The sequence below is a fragment of the Aulosira sp. FACHB-615 genome (assembly GCF_014698045.1).
In the GTDB taxonomy this organism is placed as follows: Bacteria; Cyanobacteriota; Cyanobacteriia; order Cyanobacteriales; family Nostocaceae; genus Nostoc_B.
The window spans coordinates 1-23,954 of record NZ_JACJSE010000054.1 but is presented as its reverse complement, the minus strand read 5'-3'; the positions used below and the strand labels follow the sequence as shown (position 1 = coordinate 23,954).

Annotated in this window: 23 protein-coding genes and 1 pseudogene; 8 read left to right on the top strand and 16 right to left on the bottom strand. The window is 40.6% G+C overall.

The features are described 5' to 3' along the window. Positions 1-87 precede the first annotated feature (87 nt). From H6G77_RS33710 to H6G77_RS33695, 4 genes are all read right to left on the bottom strand, one after another. The gene (locus tag H6G77_RS33710; protein WP_190873936.1) at positions 88-489 is read right to left on the bottom strand and encodes a tetratricopeptide repeat protein; all 402 of its coding nucleotides are present in this window, start codon (positions 487-489) and stop codon (positions 88-90) included. Between the two features lie 472 nt (positions 490-961). Further along, positions 962-1,219 (bottom strand): hypothetical protein, encoded by a 258-nt coding sequence (locus tag H6G77_RS33705; protein WP_199331746.1) that lies wholly within the window; start codon positions 1,217-1,219, stop codon positions 962-964. A 31-nt stretch (positions 1,220-1,250) separates the two neighbouring features. Then, entirely contained in the window at positions 1,251-2,906 is a 1,656-nt protein-coding gene (locus tag H6G77_RS33700) for an alpha-D-glucose phosphate-specific phosphoglucomutase (protein ID WP_190873935.1), read from the bottom strand. 71 nt (positions 2,907-2,977) lie between these two features. Continuing rightward, positions 2,978-3,727 carry a DUF6748 domain-containing protein gene (locus H6G77_RS33695; protein WP_190873934.1) on the bottom strand — a complete coding sequence of 250 codons (750 nt, stop codon included), beginning with the start codon at positions 3,725-3,727 and terminating at the stop codon, positions 2,978-2,980. Positions 3,728-3,911: 184 nt separating this feature from the next. On the opposite strand from H6G77_RS33695, the gene H6G77_RS33690 reads away from it, so the two are divergent. Next, on the top strand, positions 3,912-4,235 hold the full coding sequence (locus H6G77_RS33690; protein WP_190873933.1) for a hypothetical protein: 324 nt from the start codon (positions 3,912-3,914) through the stop codon (positions 4,233-4,235). A gap of 228 nt (positions 4,236-4,463) precedes the next feature. Then, complete coding sequence (gene hsdR / locus H6G77_RS33685) at positions 4,464-7,793, top strand: type I restriction-modification system endonuclease (RefSeq protein ID WP_190873932.1); 3,330 nt, start codon at positions 4,464-4,466, stop codon at positions 7,791-7,793. A 25-nt stretch (positions 7,794-7,818) separates the two neighbouring features. On the opposite strand, the gene H6G77_RS33680 is transcribed toward hsdR, so the two are convergent. Together H6G77_RS33680 and H6G77_RS33675 are read right to left on the bottom strand one after the other, a co-directional pair. Continuing rightward, complete coding sequence (locus tag H6G77_RS33680; RefSeq protein ID WP_190873931.1) at positions 7,819-8,361, bottom strand: hypothetical protein; 543 nt, start codon at positions 8,359-8,361, stop codon at positions 7,819-7,821. Positions 8,362-8,648: 287 nt separating this feature from the next. Then, positions 8,649-9,266 carry a Uma2 family endonuclease gene (locus H6G77_RS33675; protein WP_190873930.1) on the bottom strand — a complete coding sequence of 206 codons (618 nt, stop codon included), beginning with the start codon at positions 9,264-9,266 and terminating at the stop codon, positions 8,649-8,651. A gap of 289 nt (positions 9,267-9,555) precedes the next feature. Here H6G77_RS33675 and H6G77_RS33670 point away from each other — a divergent pair, with 289 nt between their 5' ends. After that, entirely contained in the window at positions 9,556-11,007 is a 1,452-nt protein-coding gene (locus H6G77_RS33670) for an N-6 DNA methylase (RefSeq protein ID WP_190873929.1), read from the top strand. Positions 11,008-11,152: 145 nt separating this feature from the next. Further along, positions 11,153-12,727 carry a restriction endonuclease subunit S gene (locus tag H6G77_RS33665; protein ID WP_190873928.1) on the top strand — a complete coding sequence of 525 codons (1,575 nt, stop codon included), beginning with the start codon at positions 11,153-11,155 and terminating at the stop codon, positions 12,725-12,727. Between the two features lie 126 nt (positions 12,728-12,853). Here H6G77_RS33665 and H6G77_RS33660 read toward each other — a convergent pair whose 3' ends face one another. Beyond that, positions 12,854-13,669, bottom strand: a complete 816-nt coding sequence (locus tag H6G77_RS33660) for a hypothetical protein (RefSeq protein WP_190873927.1) — start codon at positions 13,667-13,669, stop codon at positions 12,854-12,856. 57 nt (positions 13,670-13,726) lie between these two features. Beyond that, positions 13,727-15,064, bottom strand: a complete 1,338-nt coding sequence (locus H6G77_RS33655) for a deoxyguanosinetriphosphate triphosphohydrolase (RefSeq protein WP_199331745.1) — start codon at positions 15,062-15,064, stop codon at positions 13,727-13,729. Between the two features lie 191 nt (positions 15,065-15,255). On the opposite strand from H6G77_RS33655, the gene H6G77_RS35495 reads away from it, so the two are divergent. After that, positions 15,256-15,426, top strand: a complete 171-nt coding sequence (locus H6G77_RS35495; RefSeq protein ID WP_206758069.1) for a hypothetical protein — start codon at positions 15,256-15,258, stop codon at positions 15,424-15,426. Positions 15,427-15,684: 258 nt separating this feature from the next. Here the strand turns inward: H6G77_RS35495 and H6G77_RS33645 are convergent, their stop codons facing one another. The 8 genes from H6G77_RS33645 to H6G77_RS33610 all read right to left on the bottom strand — a co-directional run bounded on the left by H6G77_RS33645 (position 15,685) and on the right by H6G77_RS33610 (position 21,964). Further along, a complete protein-coding gene (locus tag H6G77_RS33645; RefSeq protein ID WP_190873926.1) occupies positions 15,685-16,077 on the bottom strand; it encodes a hypothetical protein in 393 nt (130 codons plus the stop codon). A 224-nt stretch (positions 16,078-16,301) separates the two neighbouring features. Beyond that, positions 16,302-16,649: a hypothetical protein gene (locus H6G77_RS33640; protein ID WP_190873925.1), complete on the bottom strand. Its 348-nt coding sequence runs from the start codon at positions 16,647-16,649 to the stop codon at positions 16,302-16,304. Positions 16,650-16,654: 5 nt separating this feature from the next. Then, positions 16,655-16,819, bottom strand: coding sequence for a hypothetical protein (locus tag H6G77_RS33635; RefSeq protein WP_190873924.1), 165 nt, complete (start codon positions 16,817-16,819; stop codon positions 16,655-16,657). Positions 16,820-16,882: 63 nt separating this feature from the next. Next, the gene (locus tag H6G77_RS33630; protein ID WP_190873923.1) at positions 16,883-17,104 is read right to left on the bottom strand and encodes a hypothetical protein; all 222 of its coding nucleotides are present in this window, start codon (positions 17,102-17,104) and stop codon (positions 16,883-16,885) included. 496 nt (positions 17,105-17,600) lie between these two features. Further along, positions 17,601-18,659, bottom strand: coding sequence for a hypothetical protein (locus H6G77_RS33625; RefSeq protein WP_190873939.1), 1,059 nt, complete (start codon positions 18,657-18,659; stop codon positions 17,601-17,603). 34 nt (positions 18,660-18,693) lie between these two features. Then, positions 18,694-19,506 (bottom strand): BRO family protein, encoded by an 813-nt coding sequence (locus tag H6G77_RS33620; RefSeq protein WP_190873922.1) that lies wholly within the window; start codon positions 19,504-19,506, stop codon positions 18,694-18,696. 96 nt (positions 19,507-19,602) lie between these two features. Further along, positions 19,603-21,342 (bottom strand): hypothetical protein, encoded by a 1,740-nt coding sequence (locus H6G77_RS33615; protein ID WP_199331744.1) that lies wholly within the window; start codon positions 21,340-21,342, stop codon positions 19,603-19,605. Positions 21,343-21,724: 382 nt separating this feature from the next. Then, a complete protein-coding gene (locus tag H6G77_RS33610; RefSeq protein ID WP_190677778.1) occupies positions 21,725-21,964 on the bottom strand; it encodes a hypothetical protein in 240 nt (79 codons plus the stop codon). Positions 21,965-22,191: 227 nt separating this feature from the next. Between H6G77_RS33610 and H6G77_RS33605 the strand changes: the two genes are divergently transcribed. From H6G77_RS33605 to H6G77_RS33595, 3 genes and pseudogenes are all read left to right on the top strand, one after another. Beyond that, the gene (locus H6G77_RS33605) at positions 22,192-22,881 is read left to right on the top strand and encodes a hypothetical protein (RefSeq protein WP_190873921.1); all 690 of its coding nucleotides are present in this window, start codon (positions 22,192-22,194) and stop codon (positions 22,879-22,881) included. Between the two features lie 115 nt (positions 22,882-22,996). Continuing rightward, complete coding sequence (locus H6G77_RS33600) at positions 22,997-23,563, top strand: hypothetical protein (RefSeq protein ID WP_190873920.1); 567 nt, start codon at positions 22,997-22,999, stop codon at positions 23,561-23,563. A 125-nt stretch (positions 23,564-23,688) separates the two neighbouring features. Beyond that, positions 23,689-23,954, top strand: a pseudogene (locus H6G77_RS33595) (hypothetical protein); the annotation flags it as partial.

Genomic DNA, 23,954 nt, shown 5'->3' with positions numbered 1-23,954 from the left:
GTCTATTTTTCCTCATATAGTTGTGTATCTACTTTTACTTGACGTTGAACGGCTAACTCCCCTTGCACGTAGTTGTGGTTTTGACATTCATATTTCCAGGTGCAAGATGTGAGCTATGAGTTCATAAGATTCAGCTAATCGAAATAGAGCTTCTCTTTCTAATGAAATGTTTTCAACTTTTTTCGCTAAATATAAACTTTGTTCATAATAGTCAATAGCTATTAAATTTTTTCCTGAAATAGAGTAAGCATCTGCTAGATTTTGTAAGGTTATCGCCTCATAACTTTGGTCTTTAATTTCTCGATAGATATTGAGAGCCTCTTGAAAAGAATGAATTGCTTCTTCAAATTTACCTTGTTCTAGTTGCTGATTACCTTGTTCTACTAAGCTTGATGCTTTTACTTGTGGATCATTTGGTATTTGTGCTAATACTTGAGTGCTAGGAAGTACTGCTTCAATATCAATTAAACATATTGAAATAGTAGACATAACACTAATTATGGTAATTAAAATAAATTTGTATAAGTACATTTATATAAGTAAAATATAAATTTACAAAACTCAATACATGGCTGAGACAGGGCGAACGCATCTAAATTATACTTGACCACCACTGAGGTTAAAAAGCAACGAAAAAATCACCATTTCTCGTTTGACTTGTTTTCCCACCCTCAAAGCGATCGCTAAAATCTTTGTCAAGAAGCTAACGTTAATGAGATTATTTTTGAGCCTATTGAGAATAGAATATTCTTGTTGACAAGATGCGGCCGCCCTGATGGCTGAGACATCTTAGAATTAGCAGACAAAGTGCTGGCATCTCAGCATTTATTATGAAGTACTTTCAACTTAATCACCATGATAGTTATCCTGAAGTTTATCAACAAGAATCTCTGACAGTATCTTTAACACAGTCAATATTGCAGCACCAGCTCATAATTTTTGTGCAAAAGTCCGTAAAAGGCTATCTCAAAGCCTTTTCAATGCGGCGGTCAGGTATGAGCCACATAATTGCAACCAAAACATACAATGCACAGCCAAACCATGCTTTTACGAAAGCTAATGGAATTGCCGCCGCATAAATCAACACCGATATTTTGCCCTTAAAGTCTCGACCAACAGCCAGAGCCAGCATTGAGTCTCGACCGTGATGAGAAATTAAGGTACGACTCAGAATAAAATAAGCGATCGCCGCCATCAATAGAACCACACCATAAATCACAGCGTCTAAATATCCTGAATTTTTTTGCCCATCAAGTAATCACGGTTGGCTGTTCTCTACCTGTGAAGGTGCGAATTTGAGCAATTTCATCGGCGATCGCAATTAAATCTGCTAGTGCTTGTTGCGGATCGATGTTTTGTTTAGCAGTATCGGGTTCGTAAGATTCTAGATAAACTCGCAAAGTTGCACCGTGAGTACCCGTACCAGATAGTCGGAAAACAATGCGAGAGCCGTCAGTAAAGCCGATGCGAATGCCTTGTTTTTGACTAATGCTGCCATCAACTGGGTCGGTGTAGCTAAAGTCATCACTATACTCAACTTCATACTTCCCAAATCTTTTTCCTTTCAGGTTTGGGATTTGCGATCGCAGTTGTTCTACTAAGGTGTTGGCTCCCTCGGCATCTACTTCTTCATAATCATGACGAGAATAATAGTTGCGTCCGTAGGTTTGCCAGTGTTCGCGAACAATCTCTTCTACAGATTGTTGTCTGACTGCCAGAATATTCAGCCAGAATAACACTGCCCATAGCCCGTCCTTTTCTCGAATATGATTGGAGCCAGTGCCAAAGCTTTCTTCTCCACAGAGAGTCGCTTTATCTGCATCTAATAAATTGCCAAAGAACTTCCAACCAGTGGGTGTTTCGTAGCAGTCAATTCCCAGCCTTGCTGCTACTCGATCTACTGCCTGACTTGTAGGCATAGACCGTGCTACTCCTGTTATACCTGCCTGATATCCTGGAACTAGCTTCGCATTGGCAGCTAAAATTGCTAGGCTATCGCTGGGGGTAACGAAAAATCTCCGCCCTAAAATCATATTGCGATCACCATCGCCATCGGAAGCTGCTCCAAAGTCTGGGGCATTTTCTCCATAAAGGATATCGACTAATTCGTGGGCATACACCAAATTTGGATCGGGATGTCCGCCGCCAAAGTCCTCCAAAGGTACACTGTTTCGCACACTTCCCGACAGTGCGCCTAAGCGATGCTCAAACAAGGCATGGGCATAGGGGCCAGTCACCGCATGAAGTGAATCTATGCACAGTCGGAAGTTACCAGAAGTTAAAAGTTGACGAATGCGATCAAAATCAAACAAAGACTCCATTAACTTTTCATAATCCTGCACGGAATCGATGACTTCGACAACCATTGCTCCCAGATGAGATTCACCCAAGGTATCTAAATCTACATCTGGCGCATCCAAGATTTGGTATTTGTCAATTACTTTGCTGCGGGCGTAGATATCTTCTGTTACTTTTTCTGGAGCAGGCCCACCGTTACTGATATTGTATTTAACACCAAAATCACCTTTTGGGCCACCGGGATTATGGCTGGCCGACAGAATAATGCCCCCAAGAGTCTTATACTTGCGAATGATGCAGGAAACGGCAGGAGTTGACAAAATTCCTCCCTGTCCGACCTTAACTCTACCTACACCGTTAGCCGCAGCCATTTTTAGGATAGTTTGAATAGCTTGGCGATTGTAATAACGACCATCACCACCTAAAACTAATGTCTGCCCTTGTAAGTCTCCTACCGTATCAAAAATAGATTGGATGAAGTTTTCTAAGTAGTGGGGTTGTTGAAAAATACTTACTGCTTTCCGCACCCCAGAGGTGCCGGGCTTTTGATCGGCAAAGGGGGTCGTAGAAATTGTCTGGATATTCGTTGAGATGTCTAAGGAACTCATTTTTTCTTTCCCCGAAAGGTAGAATGCTCAAATATTTAGTATAGAAAATTACAATCTACGCCCAAATTCCTTTAATTCTGTGCCACTCTCAGATAAAACTGTGTAGCGACAAACTGAGTATCTCTCCTTGTTGGATCTATGTTTTCGACTACCTTTGTTGTACCTACAGCAATCAAACCTTGACCAAAAATTTCACTTGCTGCTGCGTCAAGTTGTTTTTGTGTTGCACCCGTTTGACTCAAATCGATTGACGAAACTTGAGAAATATAAGGCTTGTTTAGAACCAGCTGATCTGTAGAGAAGCAAGGAGTTGTGATACAGCGAATACCATTGTCTTTTAGTCCCGCAAAAGTACCTTTCGCCGGATTATTTGTAGCGGCTATGAATGCTTCTTTGACTTGCAAATTCCCAAACTCACCTAATCCAGGAAATGTCACTGGAACGATGTTACCTCTGAGGAGCAAACGACTACCATCATCATTTTGGATTTTTGCCAATTGGGAAGGTGATACTTTCAAAGAATTCCAATCAATTGCCGATACATAGCATTCGGAGCGAAAAACACCATCGACGCAAGGAGTAGCCTTTAAATTGACTTGTTTGATGAAATATCCACCGCAGATTGGAGAAGCGCATCTGCGGAAATCTCTTCGTACCGTGTAATATCCCCACTGGGGAAACTCTTGGTTTGTGACAGTGACGGCAACAGAATCCGTAGTCTCTGGAGCAGAAATATCTTGAGCAGATACTTTAGAGAAAAATCCGTTACTAACAATTAAAGTGCCTAATAGAGGAATGATTGCGTATTTGTGGCTAAACATATTGAGTTCAGATTTTATTTGAGGTTTCAGAGGTTTTAATACCTTTGTTAAAAGTAGAATTAACAAGGTAGTTTGGAATACTAGAACTTTTATACTATTGACTATAAGTTAAAAAACTATACTGTAAATCTTAAAGGAGTTTTAAGAACTCATTATGTTTGCCAATGGCATTTGAACGACAACTATGAGTAACTCTCTTTCCCATCCCGAAGATCCAGACTTCCACTCTTCTATTCAGGAGAACCTAAAACAGCTTTCTGCTCAGTTGGGATCTCCTTTGGACGAATTATCAATTACGGAAATATACCAGGATGCGTGCGATCTACTGAGCCACATTTCCCCATCACCTCTTACTCTTGCCCGCGTTGCTGGAACATTACTGGTCTACCGAGTCCAGAAAACAGAACTGGAAGAATCCCAGTGGTTCAGCACTCAAGTAAAACAATGTCTAGACGAAGAAGAAGTTGAGGAGTTGATTGAATCTATACATCGCACAGATAGTTTGTAATCCTTGAAAAGCGGGAACCTCGCGCAGTTCCATCTTTAGAGCAGGTTTCTAGGTTCACTTTTGTTGGGATAGCTTGACTTATTGCGTGTATTAATTCTTGCTTTAACTACGCTATGACTTAACATTTTCCAAGAGACTTTTGATTGTAGATTACGTAATAATCTGTTAAAAAGGTACTAAGCAAGTAGCAATCTACACTTCTAAGCTCTCAGGAGAAAGACTGACACAATGTTAGTATCGCCAAACTTTGGGTTTTTAGCAGTCCATGACCCCCAATTAGTGCGACTGGGAGCTTTGGCAGAAAGGTATTTTACTGATGACCCCAACACCTGCCTGATAAAACTGCGTCAGTTTGGCGAACTCCTCGCTCAAATGATAGCCGCTAATGTAGGGATATATGATGACGAAGAACGACAAATTGATTTGATGCGTCGCTTGCGAGATAAAGGAGTCTTAAAAGGCAGGGCGTATGATTTGTTTAACGAATTACGTCTAGCTGGCAATGATGCCACACACGCTTTTGCATCCGACCAGAGAACTGCCCTTAGTAACCTAAAATATGCGCGTCAACTAGGAATCTGGTTTCATCGCATCAACACGAAAAATCCCGATTTCCATCCCGGCCCGTTTGTTCCACCTCAAGACGGGGCAGTTGAAACCCTAGCACTTAAGCAAGAATTGTCACAGTTGCGGTTAGAATTACAAGCCAGCCGTACCGTAGCCGAACTAGCACAAATAACTGCCCAGCAAGAAGAACAGCGTCGCATATCTGCCCAAGAACTAGCCAAGGAAGCAGAAGCACAAAAACAAGCAGCGTTAAATCACCTTATAACTCTTCAAGCCACAGCACAAACTCAACCTGCACAAGCAATTCAAGAAACCATCCAGCGTTCTCAACAAGCAGGAAATAACATTGATTTAGATGAACGCGAAACCCGCCGCCTCATCGATGCTCAATTAAGGGCTGCTGGTTGGGAAGTGGACTCAGAACAGCTAACGTACAGTACAGGTACTCGTCCTCAAAAAGGAAAGATGAGAGCGATCGCAGAATGGCCAACAAACGACGGACGTGCTGACTACGTTTTATTTGTAGGACTTCAAGTAATGGCAGTTGTTGAAGCCAAACGCCAAAGCACGGATGTTTATGCTGCCATCGACCAAGCCAAGCGTTATAGTCGCGGTTACAAAATTAAGGATAACGAAACCTTACCTGGTGGCACCTGGGGAGAATACAAAGTGCCTTTCGTTTTTGCCACCAACGGGCGAGAATTCCTGAGACAGTTGCAAACCAAAAGCGGTATATGGTTTTGTGATGTCCGCCGCCCTGAAAATATCCGCCGTCCTCTCACCACTTGGTACAAACCAGAAGCTTTCGTTGATGCCCTCAATCAAGATGTAGACCAAGCACACGAACGACTTGCCAAAGAAGGTTTTAACTATAATCTGCAACTGCGGGATTACCAAATCAAAGCCATTCAAGCCGTTGAAACCAGATTAGCCCAAGGCTTTAGGGAATTATTACTGGCAATGGCAACGGGGACAGGTAAAACTAAAACCTGCCTGATTCTGGTTTATCGTCTTCTCAAAACTAAACGTTTTCGCCGCGTTCTGTTTCTGGTAGACCGCAGAGCATTAGGAGAACAAACAGGTAATGTCTTCAAAGAAACGCGAGTAGAGAATTTGCAAACCTTTGCTGATATTTTTGGGATTAAAGAACTGGGGGAAGCTGCACCAGAAAGCGATACCAAAGTTCACATTGCCACCGTGCAAGCATTTGTTAAACGTATTCTCTACCCAGGAGAGAACGCAACCGTTCCTACAGCCGACCAGTATGATTGCATTGTCGTGGATGAATGCCATAGAGGGTATTTGCTAGATCGGGAATTAAGCGATTCTGAAATTACCTTCCGCGACTATGATGATTACATTTCCAAGTATCGTCGCGTCCTCGACCATTTTGATGCAGTGAAAATTGGGCTGACTGCCACCCCAGCCCTGCAAACTACCCAAATATTTGGTCAACCTGTTTATACTTACAGTTACAAAGAAGCGGTAATTGATGGATACCTCATCGACTGTGAACCTCCCATCCGCATAGTTACAGCCCTCTCGGAAGATGGTATGGTGTGGCAACCAGGGGCAGAAATGGAATATTTTGACCCGATTACAGGCAGAATTGATCTAGTTAATGCACCTGATGAAGTCAGAATTGAGGTAGAGCATTTTAACCGCCAAGTTGTCACCGAAGAATTTAACCGAGTCATCTGTGAATATTTAGCCCAGAATATCGACCCTTCACTACCAGGGAAAACATTAATATTTTGCGTGAAAGACGATCATGCTGATATCGTTGTTAACTTATTGAAACAAGCTTTGATTAAGCAGTATGGCAGCGTTGAAGATGATGCAGTTCTCAAAATAACTGGCAAGGCAGACCAACCATCACAATTAATTCGCCGCTATAAAAACGAAGCTAATCCTAAAATTGCCGTGACAGTTGACTTATTAACTACTGGCATTGATGTACCCGAAATCTGCAATTTAGTTTTTATTCGGCGGGTGAACTCGCGCATCCTTTACGAACAAATGTTAGGACGGGCAACGCGTCGCTGTGATGAAATCAAAAAAGAAGTCTTCTACATTTACGATGCAGTAAATCTCTATACAGCCCTGTCGCCTTTGTCCACGATGAAACCAGTGGCAGTTAACCCCAAGATTTCGTTTACTCAACTGGTAGAAGAATTGCAGACAGTTAACGACAGCACTGCTACGGCTACCATTGTTGAACAACTCCTAGCTAAACTACAACGCCAGCAGAGGAGATGGGGCGATCGCAACCGGGAGAATATTGAAGCTGCTGCCGGAATGCCAATATCAGAGATGATCGACCACCTGCGTCAAACCAATCCTCAGCAACTTAAGGAATGGTTTAAACAAAGAGCAGCGATCGCACAAATGTTAGATGAACGAGATGGCGGCAGACAACCTATACTAATTTCTCGCCATGCTGATGAACTGCGTCGCGTAGAACGGGGTTATGGTAATGCCCAAAAACCCGAAGATTATCTAGATAGTTTTAGTGCATATCTACGCGAGAACATCAATAAAATTCCAGCTTTGACAGTTGTGACTACCAGACCCCGTGAGTTAACTAGGGCGCAGTTGAAAGAATTGCGATTAATGCTAGACCTTGCTGGGTATTCCGAGAAAACCTTGCAAGTAGCATGGCGAGAAATGACTAATGCTGATATTGCTGCTTCAATCATCGGCTTTATCCGTCAAGCTACTTTGGGTGATGCTTTGGTTCCTTATGAGGAAAGGGTAGATAAGGCTATGAGGAAAATTATGGTTTCTCAAAACTGGACACAACCTCAACGCAAATGGCTAGAGCGTATTGGTAAGCAGTTGAAGATAGAAACTATTATGGATCGGGAATCATTAGACCAGGGAGAATTCAAAGCTCAGGGTGGTTTCGTCAGGTTAAATAAAGCTTTTGACGGACGCTTAGAAGATATTTTAGTGCAGATTAATGAAGCACTTTGGCAGGATGTAGGCTAATGATATTATGGTTTTTAAGTCACATCTATTTTGAAGTTAATAAAACAATTATTTCGATGATGATACTAGAAATAGCAAGACCAGTATAAAGGTAAAATAACTCTTTATATTTCATGATCCTTATTACACTGGTATAAGTTTTGTACTCCTTAGTGCCTCTATATTGAGAGCCTAGCATATCAATAATTTTAAAATTTACAAGTTTCTGCTGCTTAAAAGATTCAGTGAGGTCTTCACTATTCAAAAATTCTCGTATTTTTTTAATGCGAAGATAAGAACCTCTATGAAAATGTACCCACCAAGCATCTATAAACCATAATAAAATAGGTGTAATAGCAGTAAAAGCAACATATTTCTTTAATTCACTTTGCCCCAAAAATACGGTGATACTTGCTACCCATATTACAACACAGAAATTTTTGACATTTTGAGTTATTGTTTCTAAACGGGCTATTGCTCTATCTACTAAATCAAGCTCTAGTTTTAAACATTCCAATTGGTACTTAAAAGTTTCCTTTTGATAGTCTGAGACTTCAATTTCTTCTTGCCTAAGCTCGGATTCTTCCATTTTGTTCCAGCCTGTAACGTAATTTTAATATTTCTAACCAATATGTACATTTAGCTAATTTACGCAAAATATTTAGCTAAATAGCACAAATAATTATGTATTAAAAATTACGAAACTGCAAAGAGGAAACTGGTATAGAAAGCTAAATCCCCGAAGGCCGCCACTGGGGTGATTTACTGATCAAGGATGGTATTGACCAGATGAAGTTTTAGCGCACTACTTTGTTACACTAAAGTTCTGACAGCCTGACACGACTTGAAAACTATTAGGAAAAAAACAAAGCCAAATTAATATCTAGCCGCATCAAAAATCTGCTGTGCAGTTAAATTTAATTCGGGAAAGGTTGCTGATGCGATCGCAGCGTTACCTTGAAATGGGGTCATCTGATATTCCCCATCCACTAATTGACATACAAAAATCGTAGGCTGTTTAGGATTACCGATAAATTTCCTAGCTCCCAATGCCGCGTAATCAGCAATCCAATATTCAGGGATGCCCATTTCCTCATAATCCCCAAGTTTATCGTAGTAGTCATCACGCCAGTTAGTTGATACAACTTCAACCACCAGAGGAACAGATGCAGCTTGGGTTACTGTTGACTGTTTTTGAAAAAGCGGCTCATTGCGTAGATTATCAAGGTTTAACAGCAACACATCCGGCGAATAAGCAGATTCAGCCGAAGGCGTTTTGACAAATGCAGTTTTGGGTATAGTGTAGGGAAGGTTCAGACGAACAAACTCTACAGTTAATCTACTGGCTATAAATCCTAAAACTTTCTCATGTTCTCCGGTTGGCGGCGGCATCTCAACAATTACTCCTTTGTGCAATTCATACCGTTTACAATCGTTAGGATACCATTCGATAAATTCATCAAATGTAATTAATTTAGGTAAGGCTTGAGTCATAATTTTACCGTTAAATATGTTGTAATTTATTAACAATATTCTAAGTTTCTGTTAGCATAAACTACTGATTTTAAGTGTTAAAATATATCTAATGGAGAATCAAAATTTGATTCAACCGCTAACATACTTGGGGTAAGTAAGCTGATTCTATAATCAAACCTACAGATATCTTTATTTGTTTTTATCTTTTTTACTCTAATTATAAAAGCAATCAGCTTTGACAACATTACCCAATTGCGTATAATTGCAAAGCAGCATTTATTTATATACTGAGCATTTATTTAAAACCTTGAGCGCAACTACCGACATCGTACAAAAACTGTGGAATCTCTGTCATGTCCTGCGGGATGACGGGATTACTTATCTTGATTACGTAACTGAGCTAACATACCTGCTGTTCCTGAAAATGGCACAGGAAACTGGTACAGAAAACCAAATACCTGAGGGCTGTCGCTGGGGTGATTTGGTGGTCAAGGATGGCATTGACCAGATGAACTTCTACCGCGCCACCTTATTAAAGCTAGGTTCCGACAGTCCGCCACGAGTGCAAGCTATCTTTGCTAATGCCCAGACTGCCCTCAAAAAACCGCAGATTCTCAACAAACTGGTTAAAAGCATTGATGAGCTTGACTGGTACTCTGCCAAAGAAGAAGGGTTAGGCGATCTGTACGAAGGACTGCTAGAGAAAAACGCCAGTGAGAAAAAATCCGGTGCAGGACAATACTTTACGCCGCGTCCTTTGATTGATTGCATGGTCGAACTCATCAAGCCGCAGCCAGGGGAATTGGTGCAAGACCCCGCAGCTGGGACTGGTGGTTTTTTAATTGCTGCCGATCGCTACATCAAAAAACACACTGATGATTTATTTGACTTAAGCGAGGCAGAGCAATCATTCCAGCGTCATCAAGCGTTCTACGGCATTGAGCTAGTACAGGATGCCCACCGCCTGTTATTGATGAATATGCTGCTACATGGCATTGAAGGGGCTGTAGACATAGGCGATACCCTTTCCAGCGATGGACAGCAGTTACCAAAAGCCAATGTTATTTTGACTAACCCCCCGTTCGGCACGAAAAAGGGCGGCGGACTGCCTACACGAGATGACTTTACTTACCCTACATCAAACAAGCAGTTAGCTTTTCTACAGCATATCTATCGTGGGCTGTTGCCTGGAGGACGGGCTGCGGTAGTGTTACCTGATAACGTGTTGTTTGAAGATGGGCAAGGGCGGAGCATTCGGGCTGATTTGATGGATAAGTGCAACCTGCATACAATTTTACGATTGCCTACAGGTATTTTCTACGCTCAGGGTGTCAAGACTAACGTGCTGTTTTTCCAACGAGGAACGACAGACAAGGGCAACACCAAGCAGGTGTGGTTTTACGATATGCGGACGAATACACCTGTTTTTGGCAAGCGTACACCTTTAACTAAGCTGCATTTTCAGGCGTTTGAGGAAGTTTACGGCGATGACTCCAATGGTAACAGCCCCCGTGTTGATCAAGGGGAGTTGGGACGTTGGCGTTGCTTTACGCGAGAGGATATTGCTAAACGCGGCGAAAACCTTGATATAACTTGGCTGAGGGATGAAAGTTTGCAGTCGGGGGATGATTTACCTGAACCAGATGTAATTGCTGCGGCTATTATGACGAAGTTGCAGACGGCGATCGCTCAGATGGAGGAGTTGACGGTTTTGCTGGCAGAGGAGGAAACCGAGGAAGAAACTGCACTCTTAGAGTAAAAGCAAAACCATAGTAATTACAGTTGAGTTTTTAACACTAGTTAATAAAGGATATATTTAATATTTAAATAGTATTTATCTATATAAAATTTAACTTCTAAAATCGTACTAATAAATTGCATATTGAAGGTTAAGAGGGAAAAGATTGATTAAGAATAAAGATGAATTACCAGAATTGCCAAAGAAATGGGTGTGGTCACAAGTTAGCGATATAGCAGAAATTATTATGGGTCAAAGCCCTCCTGGAGACACTTATAATCAGCAAGGGGTTGGCGTGCCTTTAATAAATGGCCCTGTTGAGTTTGGCCCTGATCCATTTTCTAAAACAATAAAATCTAAGTTCACCACTTTGCCAACCAAGATGTGCAAAGAAGGGGATTTAATATTATGCGTGCGTGGTTCAACCACTGGGCGAATGAATATTGCGGGTTTTGAAGCTTGTATCGGGCGAGGAGTAGCTGCTATACGCTCAAGAATTTATCAGGAATATTTAAATATTTTTATTCATTTCAATGAATATCAAATATATAGATTAGGAACAGGCTCAACATTTCCTAATGTGTCTGCTGATATTTTAAATAAAATCGTTATCCCCCTTCCACCCCTCAACGAACAACGCCGCATAGTTGCCAAAATAGAAGCACTGAAAGCCAGAAGCCAGCGAGTGAAGGATGCGCTTGAGGATATCCCTCAACTGCTAGACCAGTTCCGTCAATCTGTCCTCGCTGCTGCCTTTCGTGGCGACCTCACTGCTGATTGGCGGGAGCAAAACAGTAATGTTGAACCTGCTTCGGTTTTACTTGAGCGCATTCGAGTAGAACGTCGCCGCAAGTGGAGTGAAGAATTATACAAAAAGCAAAAAAGTGTTTCAAAAGTTAAAAATTATGAGCCGATCAAGCCAGATATTGATAAGTTACCTCAACTCCCAGAAAGTTGGATATGGGTTACATTAGACCAGCTTTTATTTTCGCTTCGCAATGGTTTATCAAAACCACCAGCAGATGAACTTCCTGGTATCCCAATTCTTAGAATCTCATCAGTTAGAGCGATGGAAGTAAATATTAATGATATTAGATTCTATCGTACAGAAAATACTGATGATTTAAGTAATTACTTCTTAGAAACAGGTGATTTACTGTTTACACGATATAACGGTAGCCGCTCATTTGTTGGTGTTTGTGGAATAGTACCAAAAATTATTAATGATCTGCTTTATCCTGACAAACTTATTCGAGGACAGTTGGTAGATAATTTACTATCTCTACCTGAATATTTAGAATTAGCTTGTAACTGTGGATTATCACGCTCACATATTGAAAGGCATATAAAAACTTCAGCAGGGCAGCAGGGGATCGCCGGAAGTGACATAAAATCTATGCCTATTCCACTGCCACCTTTAGCCGAACAACATACAATTGTGTGTGCTGTAAAACAAGAATTCGCAGCAATACAAAATCTTGCATCTCTGACTAACAGTTGCTTACAAGATTTACAATCTCTCAACCAATCCATCCTAGCTAAAGCCTTTCGCGGCGAACTTGTACCCCAAGACCCCAACGACGAACCTGCATCTGTCCTGCTAGAGCGAATCCACGCAGAACGTGACAAACTCGAAACCAAAACAACTAAAAAATCTACCGCAAAAACAAGCACTCGACGCACCAACAGCACACAATCACAAACGGAAGAACCTGTGCAGCTAGAATTGGGGCTGGAGTAGAAGAAATAAATTAAAACTTAGATTCTGTAGCTATCGAGTAATAATGAGAGTCTTCTGCCTCATCATCTAATTTTGTTTGTTTTATAAAATGAAACCTGAAAAATATTAATGATATATCGCTACTGATTAAATAGACATTTCAGGTACGCTATTTACCCATTTTAATAAGTGTAAATAATCTGGAGAATCTTTATATTTTTTAATAGGGAAGTACATAGGTGAATTAGGTTTCAGCATAATTTCCCTAACTTTCTTCAGGAATTTACGTTGATCCACTTTTATAAAAAAAGAATAACCTGCGAAAGTAAACTGATAAAAATTCGCTGAATCATTTTTGATTCTCTTGGGAGGCAATAAATGTACATATGACTCTTTACCAATATATTTAATCAAAACTACAGAAAAATCATCCTCTGTACCAGGATTCTCTTGCAAAATCATACTTTTCAGTTTGAGTTCCCACTGCTGCCCTAAGTTTACTTCTTTGAAAAATTGTGCTGTTTCAATCTTTCCATCTTTACTAACTTTGTTGACGAAGAAGTGATCTCTTGCTATGTGGCTTCTCCATAAAAGAGACATAAAAAACAATTTCAGTAACTTATAATCAACATTTGGTATTGTTTGTACTTCTCTAGTTACTTCTTGTTTTTCAGCAATAGCATCAATATCAATTTCCTTAAGCAGTAGATTTTGTGCATATTTATCCCACCTGCCTATAGAATTTTCACAATCTCCACATAATAGCCCTCCAACATATAAGCCATTTTGAACCTGTTTTTCTTTGCCATCTAGTGAGTAAATGTATGTAGTATCAGTTACTACCTCATCAAAATATTTTTTTATTTGTGTAGTAGTGTAAAGGTGAAAATGTCTAGGGATTATATGCGATTTTCCTATTAATTCCTTTTGTTGTCCACAAAGCTTGCATATATCAGTTTTCATTATTTTATTTAAATCTTCATTTACTCATTAATTACTCGGCAAACAATGAACAGTGCGTTAACTTGCCCCTAAAGAAATACCACTAAGCTGTTGAAACAAGCTAGTAGCATAAGAATCAGTCATACCAGAAATATAGTCTGTAATTCTAAGAATTTTTGTATAAATATCTTCCTCAGCTTTTGGATGATATTCTTTAGGAAGCATAAGATAGACTAATTTTGATTTTTTATCACTACTCAAAATAGAGTTACCAAACTCAGTAAATAGTTTTCCTAAAACTTCATATCCAGCAACTTGAATACCAACTACATCACGATTTTCAAAAACAGTAGCCCTTGTTTTCTGACTAATATTTTTTAGATGATTGTCATATTGGCTTAAAGATAACAAATCTTTATCGAACTCTCCAGAAAGTATTGCTAATTCATGATCCAAGAAAATCTCTACTGTTTTCTCGATAAGCTTATTAATAGCTTTAGCACGCATTCTTTTAACTTTTTCTTCATTGCTCTCATCAGCTTGTTGAATATCAACACACGCAATTTCGTTGAGTAAGTCTTTAGTTTGCTCGAACGATATATAACCCATACGATGCCCGTCTTCTACGTCAATAATTGAGTAGCAAATGTCATCTGCTGCTTCAACTAAAAAAGCAAGCGGATGCCGCGCCCACCATGCTACTTGTTCATGACGACGAATTAGCCCTACCGTTTCTGCTACTTCAGTAAATAAATCTTTCTCTGCTTGAAAAAAACCATATTTTTTAATACTTCTACCCTTGTATCCATTAAAAATAGATTCCGACACCAAAGATTCTCTAGGATATTTTGTAAATGCTGCTAACGTCGGGCAAGTAAGTTGCATTCCCCCTCTTTGGGGAGGCATTTCTAGTTTAGTTAAAATACGAAACCCTTGTGCATTACCTTCAAATAGCTCAAAATCTGTTTTTTGAGATTCATCAAAAAAATTTTCTTCTGTTTGCTGAACAGTAGCGTGCCAAGATTGAAACGCTGTACGAATAGCATCTTCTCCAGAATGCCCAAAAGGAGGATTACCTATATCATGAGCTAAACAAGCCGCAGACACAATTTCACCAAAATCCGAAGCACTGAAGCCATACTCATCAAGCTTGTGTCTTTTTATAATCTCATTTCCGACAATCCTACCAAGAGAGCGACCAACGCAAGAAACCTCAAGGCTATGAATAAGACGAGTACGAATGTAGTCATTCGTGGATAAAGAAAAAACCTGTGTCTTATCCTTAAGGCGGCGAAAAGGAGAAGAAAATACCAAACGATCATAGTCCCTTAAAAAGGGAGTACGGCCGTGCTGGATATCTTCTGGTTCATTTTTACCCAGCCTTTGAGGTGTCAGCAGTTTTTTCCAGTCCATCATAATTGTGTAATGTGGGAGTAGCAGGTAATACTATTTTTGTTAAGAGCGACGGGCGATACCAAATCTTAACTCTACCTACTTATTAAGTGAAAATTTTTTACACTATGAGACATTACTTAGAAGTTCTCATTGCAGAGAATAACCTCTACGCTATCTTGAGTTTTCACATCCACCGAGCCGTACCTTAAACTATGCGCCAGTCACGCTTTACTTGTAGCGTCATTCCCCTACCGGAAACCGTCGCATCATCTGGGCAACCGCAACCGCCTCACAATCCGGTGTATACACAGTTTCCCCCGACATCCCCAGCACAATCCGCTTTCCCCTCGCCCACTCAAACCAATCCTTCACAGCAGATTTAGCCTGTGCAGATTCCGGCTTCCCTCTTTACAAGCAGCCACAAACACAGCCTCCGGCGACTTAATCCCCTTCCAAGTTCGGAGTGCTTCTTTCAAATACGCGATCGCTCCCGGCACATTCTCCCAACACCGCCTGACTGTACGCTGAATCTCTGCATTGAGCCGAAACTGTGTTGTAAAAGGAATTTCTCTTAACTTATGTTTTATGATTTTTAAATAGTTCAGAACGTTTGAGTCAAAACGGTATTATCGTAATTGTTTTTAAATGTCACGTTTCAAACTAATTTGTAAGTAACCATCGTCATCTCCAATATTAAATTCATCAAGTTTCATTCCCAACCGTTCAACAGCTAGGTCAAATGCTTTCTTATTTGATGAATTAATACAAATTGATCTAGTCTTACCTCTTACCATAATTTCTATATTTTTCGCTAAATTATCAGCTTTTGTATTAAGCTTTTTTATCCTCTCTTCTTCGCTTACTTGAACACTATGCGGGGAAGCAAGCGGTTTTAATTCTATCTTAGAATTATTTTGAACAGTTTCAGACTTATAGATAAATATATTAATACAACTGCCACAGATAAAATCTCCGTCATCATAAATCCCATCGGATAAATCAAAGGCTATTCCACAATATTCACAGGTTGGCATAAATTCTTTAATTTCTAAGTTATTTAATATCTAAATTTAATTTCAATCTTTTTGTAATACATTTGTGATAATTAAATGGCAAGCTATATGTAATTATGATTGCTCATACCAAATTAATGTGAAACTGGATAAAATTATAAAAGTTTATAATCCTTGCTAATCAAAACTTTTATTTTTTAAAATTCTATACAGCTTCAGACTAAATTGGGATAATAGTTATAAGTCTAAATTTTAAACTTTTTCTTTAAAATATTCCTAAGTATTGTGCTTGCTCGCTCTACAAATTCTTCTTCTGTTTCGTCTTGTGTTGGTGTACCTATTTGTTCGCTCAAAGAAGATATAACATCCTCACTTGTAGCATAGTTAGCAACTTCTTTACTAAACTTTTCAACTTTTTCGGCGTTACTAAAAACAGACAACATACCAATTGTTGGTAATAATACTTGTCCGACGCTACCTATTATAGTGCTTGATATCAATCCTTGTGTAAGCGGGGATGTGCTGGCAATCTCTGTATCTATTTCTTTAGAAAATTCTTCTATATTGTTATAAAAATCTTTAAAACTAGTCATAATTACTATTTATTGTGTTTTTTATAATGTTGATAGAACTTTTTAAATAATTCTCCAAACCCTGAGATTATAGCTTCTATAACAGCTAATTTAATATCTTTAGGTAACTTATCCCAGACAGAGAACAAAAAAACTGCAATAGCTCCAATAATAGGAATTAGCCAAAACATACAATATCCTTAGTATTTTTGATAAACATTAAACTTAGCAAAATTAGAGTTTAATTAGCCTTATTAAAATTTATTTTCATAAATTAGTCTGTCTATAGTTTGTTTAGCATCTATTACAGCATTTTCTTTTTGTCCTTTAGAATATTTCAATTCAAAACCTTTTAAATACGTTACATCTTCACCTCTTGGGTTTAAACATTTGGTTTCAAATGTTCCACCAGAGTTCTCATAAATTTCAATTATTCCACCTTTATAAGGTACAGTTTCAATTAAAGTTTTAGACATAAAACTTTAGATATCCTTAAGTTAAACCTAATATATAATATTTTATTTTTTAAAATATACTTTGTACTCAGTATACTTACGGCAGTATATACTTAATTGAAAAATATCCACTAGTACGTCTTAATATACGTAACAGTCGAAAAAAATTATAATTTTTTTATAAAAAATTAGATCCACTTTTAAAGTAATACCATAAGCAAATAAGGAGAATGGCTAGCTTCAATAAGTTTTACCTGAGATTGAGACAATGATATTAGGAGTTTTTTTCTATGTAAAGCTGAGTAAAATTGCAATTTTCATTAATTTAACTACTATTAGCATGATACAAATCTCAAAGTTTTTAAGGAAATTTGATTGAAATATAATTAAAATTGCTACTGCATTGTAAAAATTTGCCCATTTTCTCTGTAATCTTGAGTTTCTACATCTGTTATGGTTGGCTCTTTGACTTTGCTGCACCTTTGACCAGGTTGCGATCGCCTGTTTCCTTGCGTTATTACTCCCCTACCGGAAACCGCCGCATCATTTCCGCCAACGCCACCGCCTCCCCATCCGGCGTATACACAACCTCACCCGACATCGCAATCACAATCCTGTTTTTCCTCGCCCAATCAAACCAATCCTTCACACCAGACTTTGCCTGTTGTGCTTCCGGTTTCCGCCCCTCCTTACAAGCAGCAACAAACACGGCTTCCGGTGACTTGATACCCTTCCAAGTCCTTATCGCCTCTTTGAGATAAGCGATCGCCCCTGGCACATTCGCCCAACACCGCCTAACTGTGCGCTGAATCTCTGCATTTAAACGAAACTGCGGGGTACAGGGAATGTCTCGTAGCTGTTGTAGGACATCCTGAACCTCTTGGCTACTGGGCTGAACTAATTTTTCTTGTCGCCCAAAAGCGCAATCATCATCACCAAAGTCTTCGTCACAAAAATCTGACGCAACCGGAGCGGCGGAAAAATGATCCTCATGAATATCTGCCTCGGTAGTCGAGTCAGCCAGTTCTATGTTTTCAACGAAGTGAGTAATTTCGGGTAACTCTGGTTTTGAGGTTTGACAAACCCCTTCCTGGTCATAGTCCAAAATTTCGGTTTCCACCTGTTCACTTTTTTCAAGCTCAACAGCAGAGTGTTGCTGTGGCTTTGAAACTTCTGGATGGGATCTGTGGTATTGTTCTGCATTGAGTCTTGAAGGTTCAGTTTTGCACCTGCCATGTTCTAATAGCCTATTCAGTACATCGAAGTTCAATTTATACTGCCACGTCCTATCTTGCCCATTACCTGGGTTCTTCTGCTTGGAGATAATACCCATCTCGTCAAGTAGAGCGATCGCACTCCTGATTACATGAAGGCTATGTTCACCCATCAAATCAGCGTAAATTTTCTTGAGAGGCTGATAAATCCAAGGGGTGCGGTGATTCTTCATCTTCCACTTTGTCCAGTGCCGAAAATACTCAATCAGCTTGGCTGCACAGAAGTTACCAGTGATATCAAGATACTCCCGGCGCAATATCACCAGGATAGAAAATTTCTCAGTAGAGGCAATGCTGCTCATAATTCACCTTCCATAATTTCTAAAAACTGACTGGCTAAAACGGCATATTTTCTTGGTCTTCTTCTGGGGCTTGCGACCAAAACTCTCGAAGTTGTTGGCGTTTAGCGGCTTGTAATTGCTGTTTCTCTTCGGGTGACACCTCACCAACCAAACGCGCTACTTCATCGCGTTGCCTTTGCTTCATCTGTTCAGTTGTGGCAGCAGGTAAAGCCAGGGTTTCATTTTTGGTTGATGGTCGAAAGTTGCGGCGACGGAATAAAAACCTGAAGTGGCGTTTATCTTGGGGGGCTAGACTTTGCCATACTTCGGCATCCCAGCCAGGAGGTATAAAGTCAAATGATGGGGGCAGCAGGGTTTGAATTTGGGCTTGCAGTTGTGCGATCGCTTTCCCCTGTTCCTCAATCACTTTGTTCTGCTGTTCAATTTTCTCTAGCAGTTGCGACAATAACTCTTGAGATTGCAGGGCTAACTCAGCCTCACGAGTTTTAAAAGCAAAATAATTCTGTGCAGCAGCTATTTCTGGTTTTCGCGGATCACCGTTCATTGCCACCAAATAACAACCGTGTCGTGAAAGCTTATAATTGTCCAGCACTTCTCTAAATGCCTGAGATGCGCCAATTTGCGCCATTTGGACGACATCGACCAGATGGTGAGATGGGTCTAGCCCTGCATTTTTGGCACTGATTTTTGCTCTTTCAACGGTGTCCCTAATTCGTTTCCAAGTTTGATAACCCAGCAAGGTTAACAATTCGGTTGCTAACCAATATTCATAACCCTGCTCATCAATTTTTTTGATTTGGTCAAATGGGCTATCAGGGGTAGTAGAGGTTGATGTAATTGCATCCATATTGATATCGACTCCAATTTTTGACGCATGAAAATATCAGCAGCAGTTGAGCTATGCCGCATTCAGTTTTTGTAGAGATGTAAGTGCGAGTTTTATTTACTGGTTTTGTTCATGCCAGAATCGCAGTTCATCTTTGAAATATCGGTCAGTCTTTTTGGGCTTGTCTCGCCAATGCTCCCAAGCCACCCAAACTTCTTCGCCCATGTCTTCGATGACTTCACCTTTGGCGTTGTACAAAGCGCAGTAGATATCCGCATGGGCAACGATAGAACCAAGCCCAATCACTTCACAATCAGAAGAACAAGAATCAGCAGGGTTTTCGTCAGGAACCATTGGTTCCGTAATGAGTGAGGATTCGGCTTTCTCCAAAGCGGTGATTCGTTCTGTTTCCTGGGTGGTCAATTCCGCCCAGTAGTCAGCTTTGATAACCTCATATTCCTGCGCCACTTCCAGATAATCCCACCAGCTACATCCAGGCTTGGATAGCACTGCCCGAATATCACTCACTGCTTGCGGTATTAGTTGCAATTGCTCGGCTCGATATGCGATCGCTTGCGGTGTGGGTTCACTCCCCAGAATTAACGCCGCAGCTTCTAATGCCTTGGTATTGTTCATAGCACTGGCAAGATTACTCAAAGCAATACCCATCAGTCGTAAGCATTCTTGAGCATTTTCTTTTGGTGGTTCTTGCGCCAGCGATCGCAAATCAATCGTCTTATCCAGCGATCGCTTGACTTCCTTGTTTAACGCTTTGGTAGCCTGTTTAGTAAGAGTATTCCCCCATTCCTGAGCAGGACGTTCTTGCACAGCGTGTTCCAATTCCTGAATACGTTTTTGTAGTCTCTGGTTTTCAAGTTCTAACTGTCTGAGTCCTTCCAACTGGGAAATCCGTTGCTGTAACTGGATATTTTCTTTCTTTTGTTGCTGAAACAGGTTTTTTAAAGTGGTGAGTTGTTCTTGTACCTGTTGCTGGGCTTGGGCTGTGGCTTCTGTCTGCAAGCCAATCCGCAAATCCCGTTCTAACCGTTCTAGTTCTTGTTGGTGCTGCTGTTTGAGTTGTGCGATCGCTTCGGCGTATTCTTTGGGGTAAGTTCGCTCAGGGGTAAATGACTCAATTGCGTCATTACTCAAATCAGCATTGTTGACCAGTTCTCTCTCGCCATCCTCAAACGTGACAATCTGCTGTCTTTGATTGGGTGGGTCGGCTGAGATGGTTCCTGATTGCCCATGTCTTGGATGAGATAGTGACGTAATCGTGACTGTGTTGGTTTGAGGAACCACTGGTTCCTGAATCTGAGGAAGCACTAGTTCTTGAATTTGAGGAACCAATGGTTCCTGAGTTTTTTGGCGTGGTAGACGAGGAACTACTTTATTTGCAGCTGTGGCAAAGTCTGATTCGCTGGGGGAAGGGTTTTGCTGGAGTGCGATCGCAACGGCTTGCTTCAGTTTCTCTGGTTCCTTAGCTAACCTTAGTAAAGGACGAGCTTGACGCTCGTTTTTGATGTGTTCACCCAATTCATCAGCTGTGTCTTTAACTTTCTTAGCTCCCAGCAGTTGGTTAATTCTTCGGTATCCACCCCAGGCTGATAATTCGGCTTGGCAGTATTCCTCAAAAGATTTGTAGCCAGCTTCACGATAAAGCTGATTGTCACGCATTTGCAAAATCTCATCAACGGCCTGCCACTCGAAGCGGTCGATGGCTGTGAAGGTTTCTTTAATGCTGGTGTTGAGAAGATCGTAATTAGGAGTTGATGCTGTTTTAACGGTGTAATTGCCAATAACAGCATTTTCCTCTGTGCATAAGGCAGGAGGATTTGATATTGTTTGTGTAGTCATAGACTTGTTTGAGGGTCGTTTGACTATCCCCTCTGGTAGCGTAGGAAACTGACAGGGGGGAATCAACAAGCTAATGTTTTACTCAACTTTTCGCTTGTTTGTATTGTCTTTCAGCGATTTATCTATAGTTAAAGCTTCTTATACGTGTGCCATTTCTAACCATTATCTAAGCTTTAAAACCTCCCCAGATACCTAATGCAAGTGATGACTCTATATATTCATAGTATAGGCGTTGCATAGATTAGTCAATGCAGCGCATAGAAAATGTATATACACCCCATTTATGCAAAATCCCCTGGCTCATCGTCAGGGGATAAAGAATCAGGTTTTAAAGATTTACGGAGACGCACGCGCCACTGCCTGAGAAACAGAAGCTCATTTCTCAGGCTGCTAATTCCCCCAATACTTGCTCAACCTTTACTAATCTTCTTTCTAATTCCTCTATTTTTTGGGATTCGCTCTTTTGGGGAGTAGCTAAATACTGCTTCATATATTCGATTAGCAGTTCTGTCGCTGAAGTGTTATTTTCTTTCGCTTTCTTAATGAAAGCTTCCTTTAACTCATCATCTATTCGGATGTTCAGTTGACCCATACTGCTTCCTGCACTTACTTGTCTATACATAGACTAGCCTTGTTTATTTGTCTATGCAATGCCTATGCTAAGTTTTTCCTTAATATACAAGGGTTTGTTAAATTTTGCATATACAAATGCTACAAATAGCTTGACTTTTGCATAGCTATTGCATATACTGTATCTATACAAACAAAAGGCGATCGCGAGGTCTGGACAACTTGAGCGATCGCCCTTTGTAAAGACCTAACCCCATGAAGAGGCAGGAAATTCTAATTATGACCTACTTTACCAATACAGAGCAAGCATCAAAAGGTTTTAACCGCAACGCAATAGATGAGCTAGTCGTAGCACAGGCAGAGCTATACAACTATATAGAAGCTCAAGCGCAAGCTGTAGCACCAGAAGAATTTACCAGCGTTGAAATCGACTTTTACAACCACGAAATTTACGCCAACGGTCAACTGATAGCCCAAATTTCCTACGACCATAACGATTTTGTTACTCAACGTTGGCTAGTAATGGTCAACAACAAAGAAGAGTTTCGCGCTGATACCTGGGGTAAGTGCTACCGTTACATCTGCACACATCACTTGGATGCTTCATTACCTGTACAGGAACAAGAAACCCCAGCCGCTACAACTGGCAACGAAATTATGGCGCAGATTTTCAACGAATGCGAAAACCTGGGGTTGGAACTGCTGGATGATGGCATTTACCGCAACGACGAGAAGCTGGGCGAAGTTGGTTGCGCTGGCGGTAACTGGTGGTTCACCCGCACCTCGGATGCTGATCAACAGCAAGTCTTCTGTGACTCTGTATCAGATGCGGTTTGGTGTGTTTCACGGGCGGAGTTGCCAGGGTGTGCTGATTTTGTTGATGAATACTTGCAGTACAGACCGCTTGAACAAATGCCTTCTGGGGAGTTAAAGCATCTGCTGGATAGTGCGGAGTTTGTGGCTGCGTAGCACCAGGAAACGGAGCAGGGTTGAGGGAATAGGGGTAAAAATTCCCCTTTCCCTCTGCACTCCAACTCATCCAAAGACGTAATCAAATATACCAATCTCTTCACTAATAAAAACAATGGAACCAACGATTTCGATTCCTCCGGGTTGGCATTACCCCCGATTTGGCTTTGGACAACGCACAGAACGCGGTCAAATAATCGGACTCAAGTATTACGCCGAAGACACATATTTAGCTGACGAATATGGTGCAGGTTGGCGTTATATTTTACTCCCAAACAAGAATACTGAAGATGATGAAACTCGGATTGAGGATGACATAAAACTGCTTTCACCACAGGAATTAAAAACAGTTTTAGAAACAGAAATTACCAATCATCTGCGCCAAGTTGAATCATTAAAGCATGAGTTGAAAGCTGCTGGCGTAAGTATTATGTCAACTGAATCTACTACTAAACCAGAGCTAGTAAGCAAGGTACAGCATCAGTCTTCAATCTCTCCCCCGGAATTGCACAAGTTGGTTGATGCCGGGAAATTCATCCTGAAAGAAATCGCCAAACACCCCGATTACCTAGCACTGAATTATCAGCCCGATCTGACTATTGGTGATGCTGAAACTGCGCTTTCTTATCTGGAATTGGAACTCGAACCGAATCAAAGTCCTGCATTAGATATTGCTGACTAATCCTAAAAATAATCGCCTGAATGTTATTTACCCAGGCGGTTACAGAGAAGGAATGAGATGTTCATAACACCACATTACAACAAACACAACCATACTCTCAATTATTAATCAACACATACACAAATATGGAAACTTTCAAAATCAACAACAGCGTTTTTCTGATTCCTCCCAGCCAACCCAAGCTGCAAGCCAACTGCGCCAAGGAGTACGGGCAATTTCTTCTCGATTGTCCTCCCAAGTTAACAATTCTGGAAGCACAGCAAGGCGGATACCTCAAGGGTAACAAGGCTGATTTTGCGATCTCCATCTCACGCCCTGACCGCCCAATGACCATTAACGAAAACTTCACCAACGAGCCATTCACCGAACTTTGGGTAATTCCCGTTGCTGG

What these genes read in the sequence shown, in the direction of transcription:
- H6G77_RS33630 (WP_190873923.1), bottom strand. Translation starts at nt 17,104, where the DNA reads ATGTCTAAAACTTTAATTGAAACTGTACCTTATAAAGGTGGAATAATT.
- H6G77_RS33635 (WP_190873924.1), bottom strand. Translation starts at nt 16,819, where the DNA reads ATGTTTTGGCTAATTCCTATTATTGGAGCTATTGCAGTTTTTTTGTTC.
- H6G77_RS33625 (WP_190873939.1), bottom strand. Translation starts at nt 18,659, where the DNA reads ATGAGCAGCATTGCCTCTACTGAGAAATTTTCTATCCTGGTGATATTG.
- H6G77_RS33695 (WP_190873934.1), bottom strand. Translation starts at nt 3,727, where the DNA reads ATGTTTAGCCACAAATACGCAATCATTCCTCTATTAGGCACTTTAATT.
- H6G77_RS33620 (WP_190873922.1), bottom strand. Translation starts at nt 19,506, where the DNA reads ATGGATGCAATTACATCAACCTCTACTACCCCTGATAGCCCATTTGAC.
- H6G77_RS33700 (WP_190873935.1), bottom strand. Translation starts at nt 2,906, where the DNA reads ATGAGTTCCTTAGACATCTCAACGAATATCCAGACAATTTCTACGACC.
- H6G77_RS33675 (WP_190873930.1), bottom strand. Translation starts at nt 9,266, where the DNA reads ATGACTCAAGCCTTACCTAAATTAATTACATTTGATGAATTTATCGAA.
- H6G77_RS33645 (WP_190873926.1), bottom strand. Translation starts at nt 16,077, where the DNA reads ATGCCAACCTGTGAATATTGTGGAATAGCCTTTGATTTATCCGATGGG.
- H6G77_RS33600 (WP_190873920.1), top strand. Translation starts at nt 22,997, where the DNA reads ATGGAACCAACGATTTCGATTCCTCCGGGTTGGCATTACCCCCGATTT.
- H6G77_RS33660 (WP_190873927.1), bottom strand. Translation starts at nt 13,669, where the DNA reads ATGAAAACTGATATATGCAAGCTTTGTGGACAACAAAAGGAATTAATA.
- H6G77_RS33710 (WP_190873936.1), bottom strand. Translation starts at nt 489, where the DNA reads ATGTCTACTATTTCAATATGTTTAATTGATATTGAAGCAGTACTTCCT.
- hsdR (WP_190873932.1), top strand. Translation starts at nt 4,464, where the DNA reads ATGTTAGTATCGCCAAACTTTGGGTTTTTAGCAGTCCATGACCCCCAA.
- H6G77_RS35495 (WP_206758069.1), top strand. Translation starts at nt 15,256, where the DNA reads ATGCGCCAGTCACGCTTTACTTGTAGCGTCATTCCCCTACCGGAAACC.
- H6G77_RS33690 (WP_190873933.1), top strand. Translation starts at nt 3,912, where the DNA reads ATGAGTAACTCTCTTTCCCATCCCGAAGATCCAGACTTCCACTCTTCT.
- H6G77_RS33610 (WP_190677778.1), bottom strand. Translation starts at nt 21,964, where the DNA reads ATGTATAGACAAGTAAGTGCAGGAAGCAGTATGGGTCAACTGAACATC.
- H6G77_RS33605 (WP_190873921.1), top strand. Translation starts at nt 22,192, where the DNA reads ATGACCTACTTTACCAATACAGAGCAAGCATCAAAAGGTTTTAACCGC.
- H6G77_RS33640 (WP_190873925.1), bottom strand. Translation starts at nt 16,649, where the DNA reads ATGACTAGTTTTAAAGATTTTTATAACAATATAGAAGAATTTTCTAAA.
- H6G77_RS33655 (WP_199331745.1), bottom strand. Translation starts at nt 15,064, where the DNA reads ATGATGGACTGGAAAAAACTGCTGACACCTCAAAGGCTGGGTAAAAAT.
- H6G77_RS33680 (WP_190873931.1), bottom strand. Translation starts at nt 8,361, where the DNA reads ATGGAAGAATCCGAGCTTAGGCAAGAAGAAATTGAAGTCTCAGACTAT.
- H6G77_RS33615 (WP_199331744.1), bottom strand. Translation starts at nt 21,342, where the DNA reads ATGACTACACAAACAATATCAAATCCTCCTGCCTTATGCACAGAGGAA.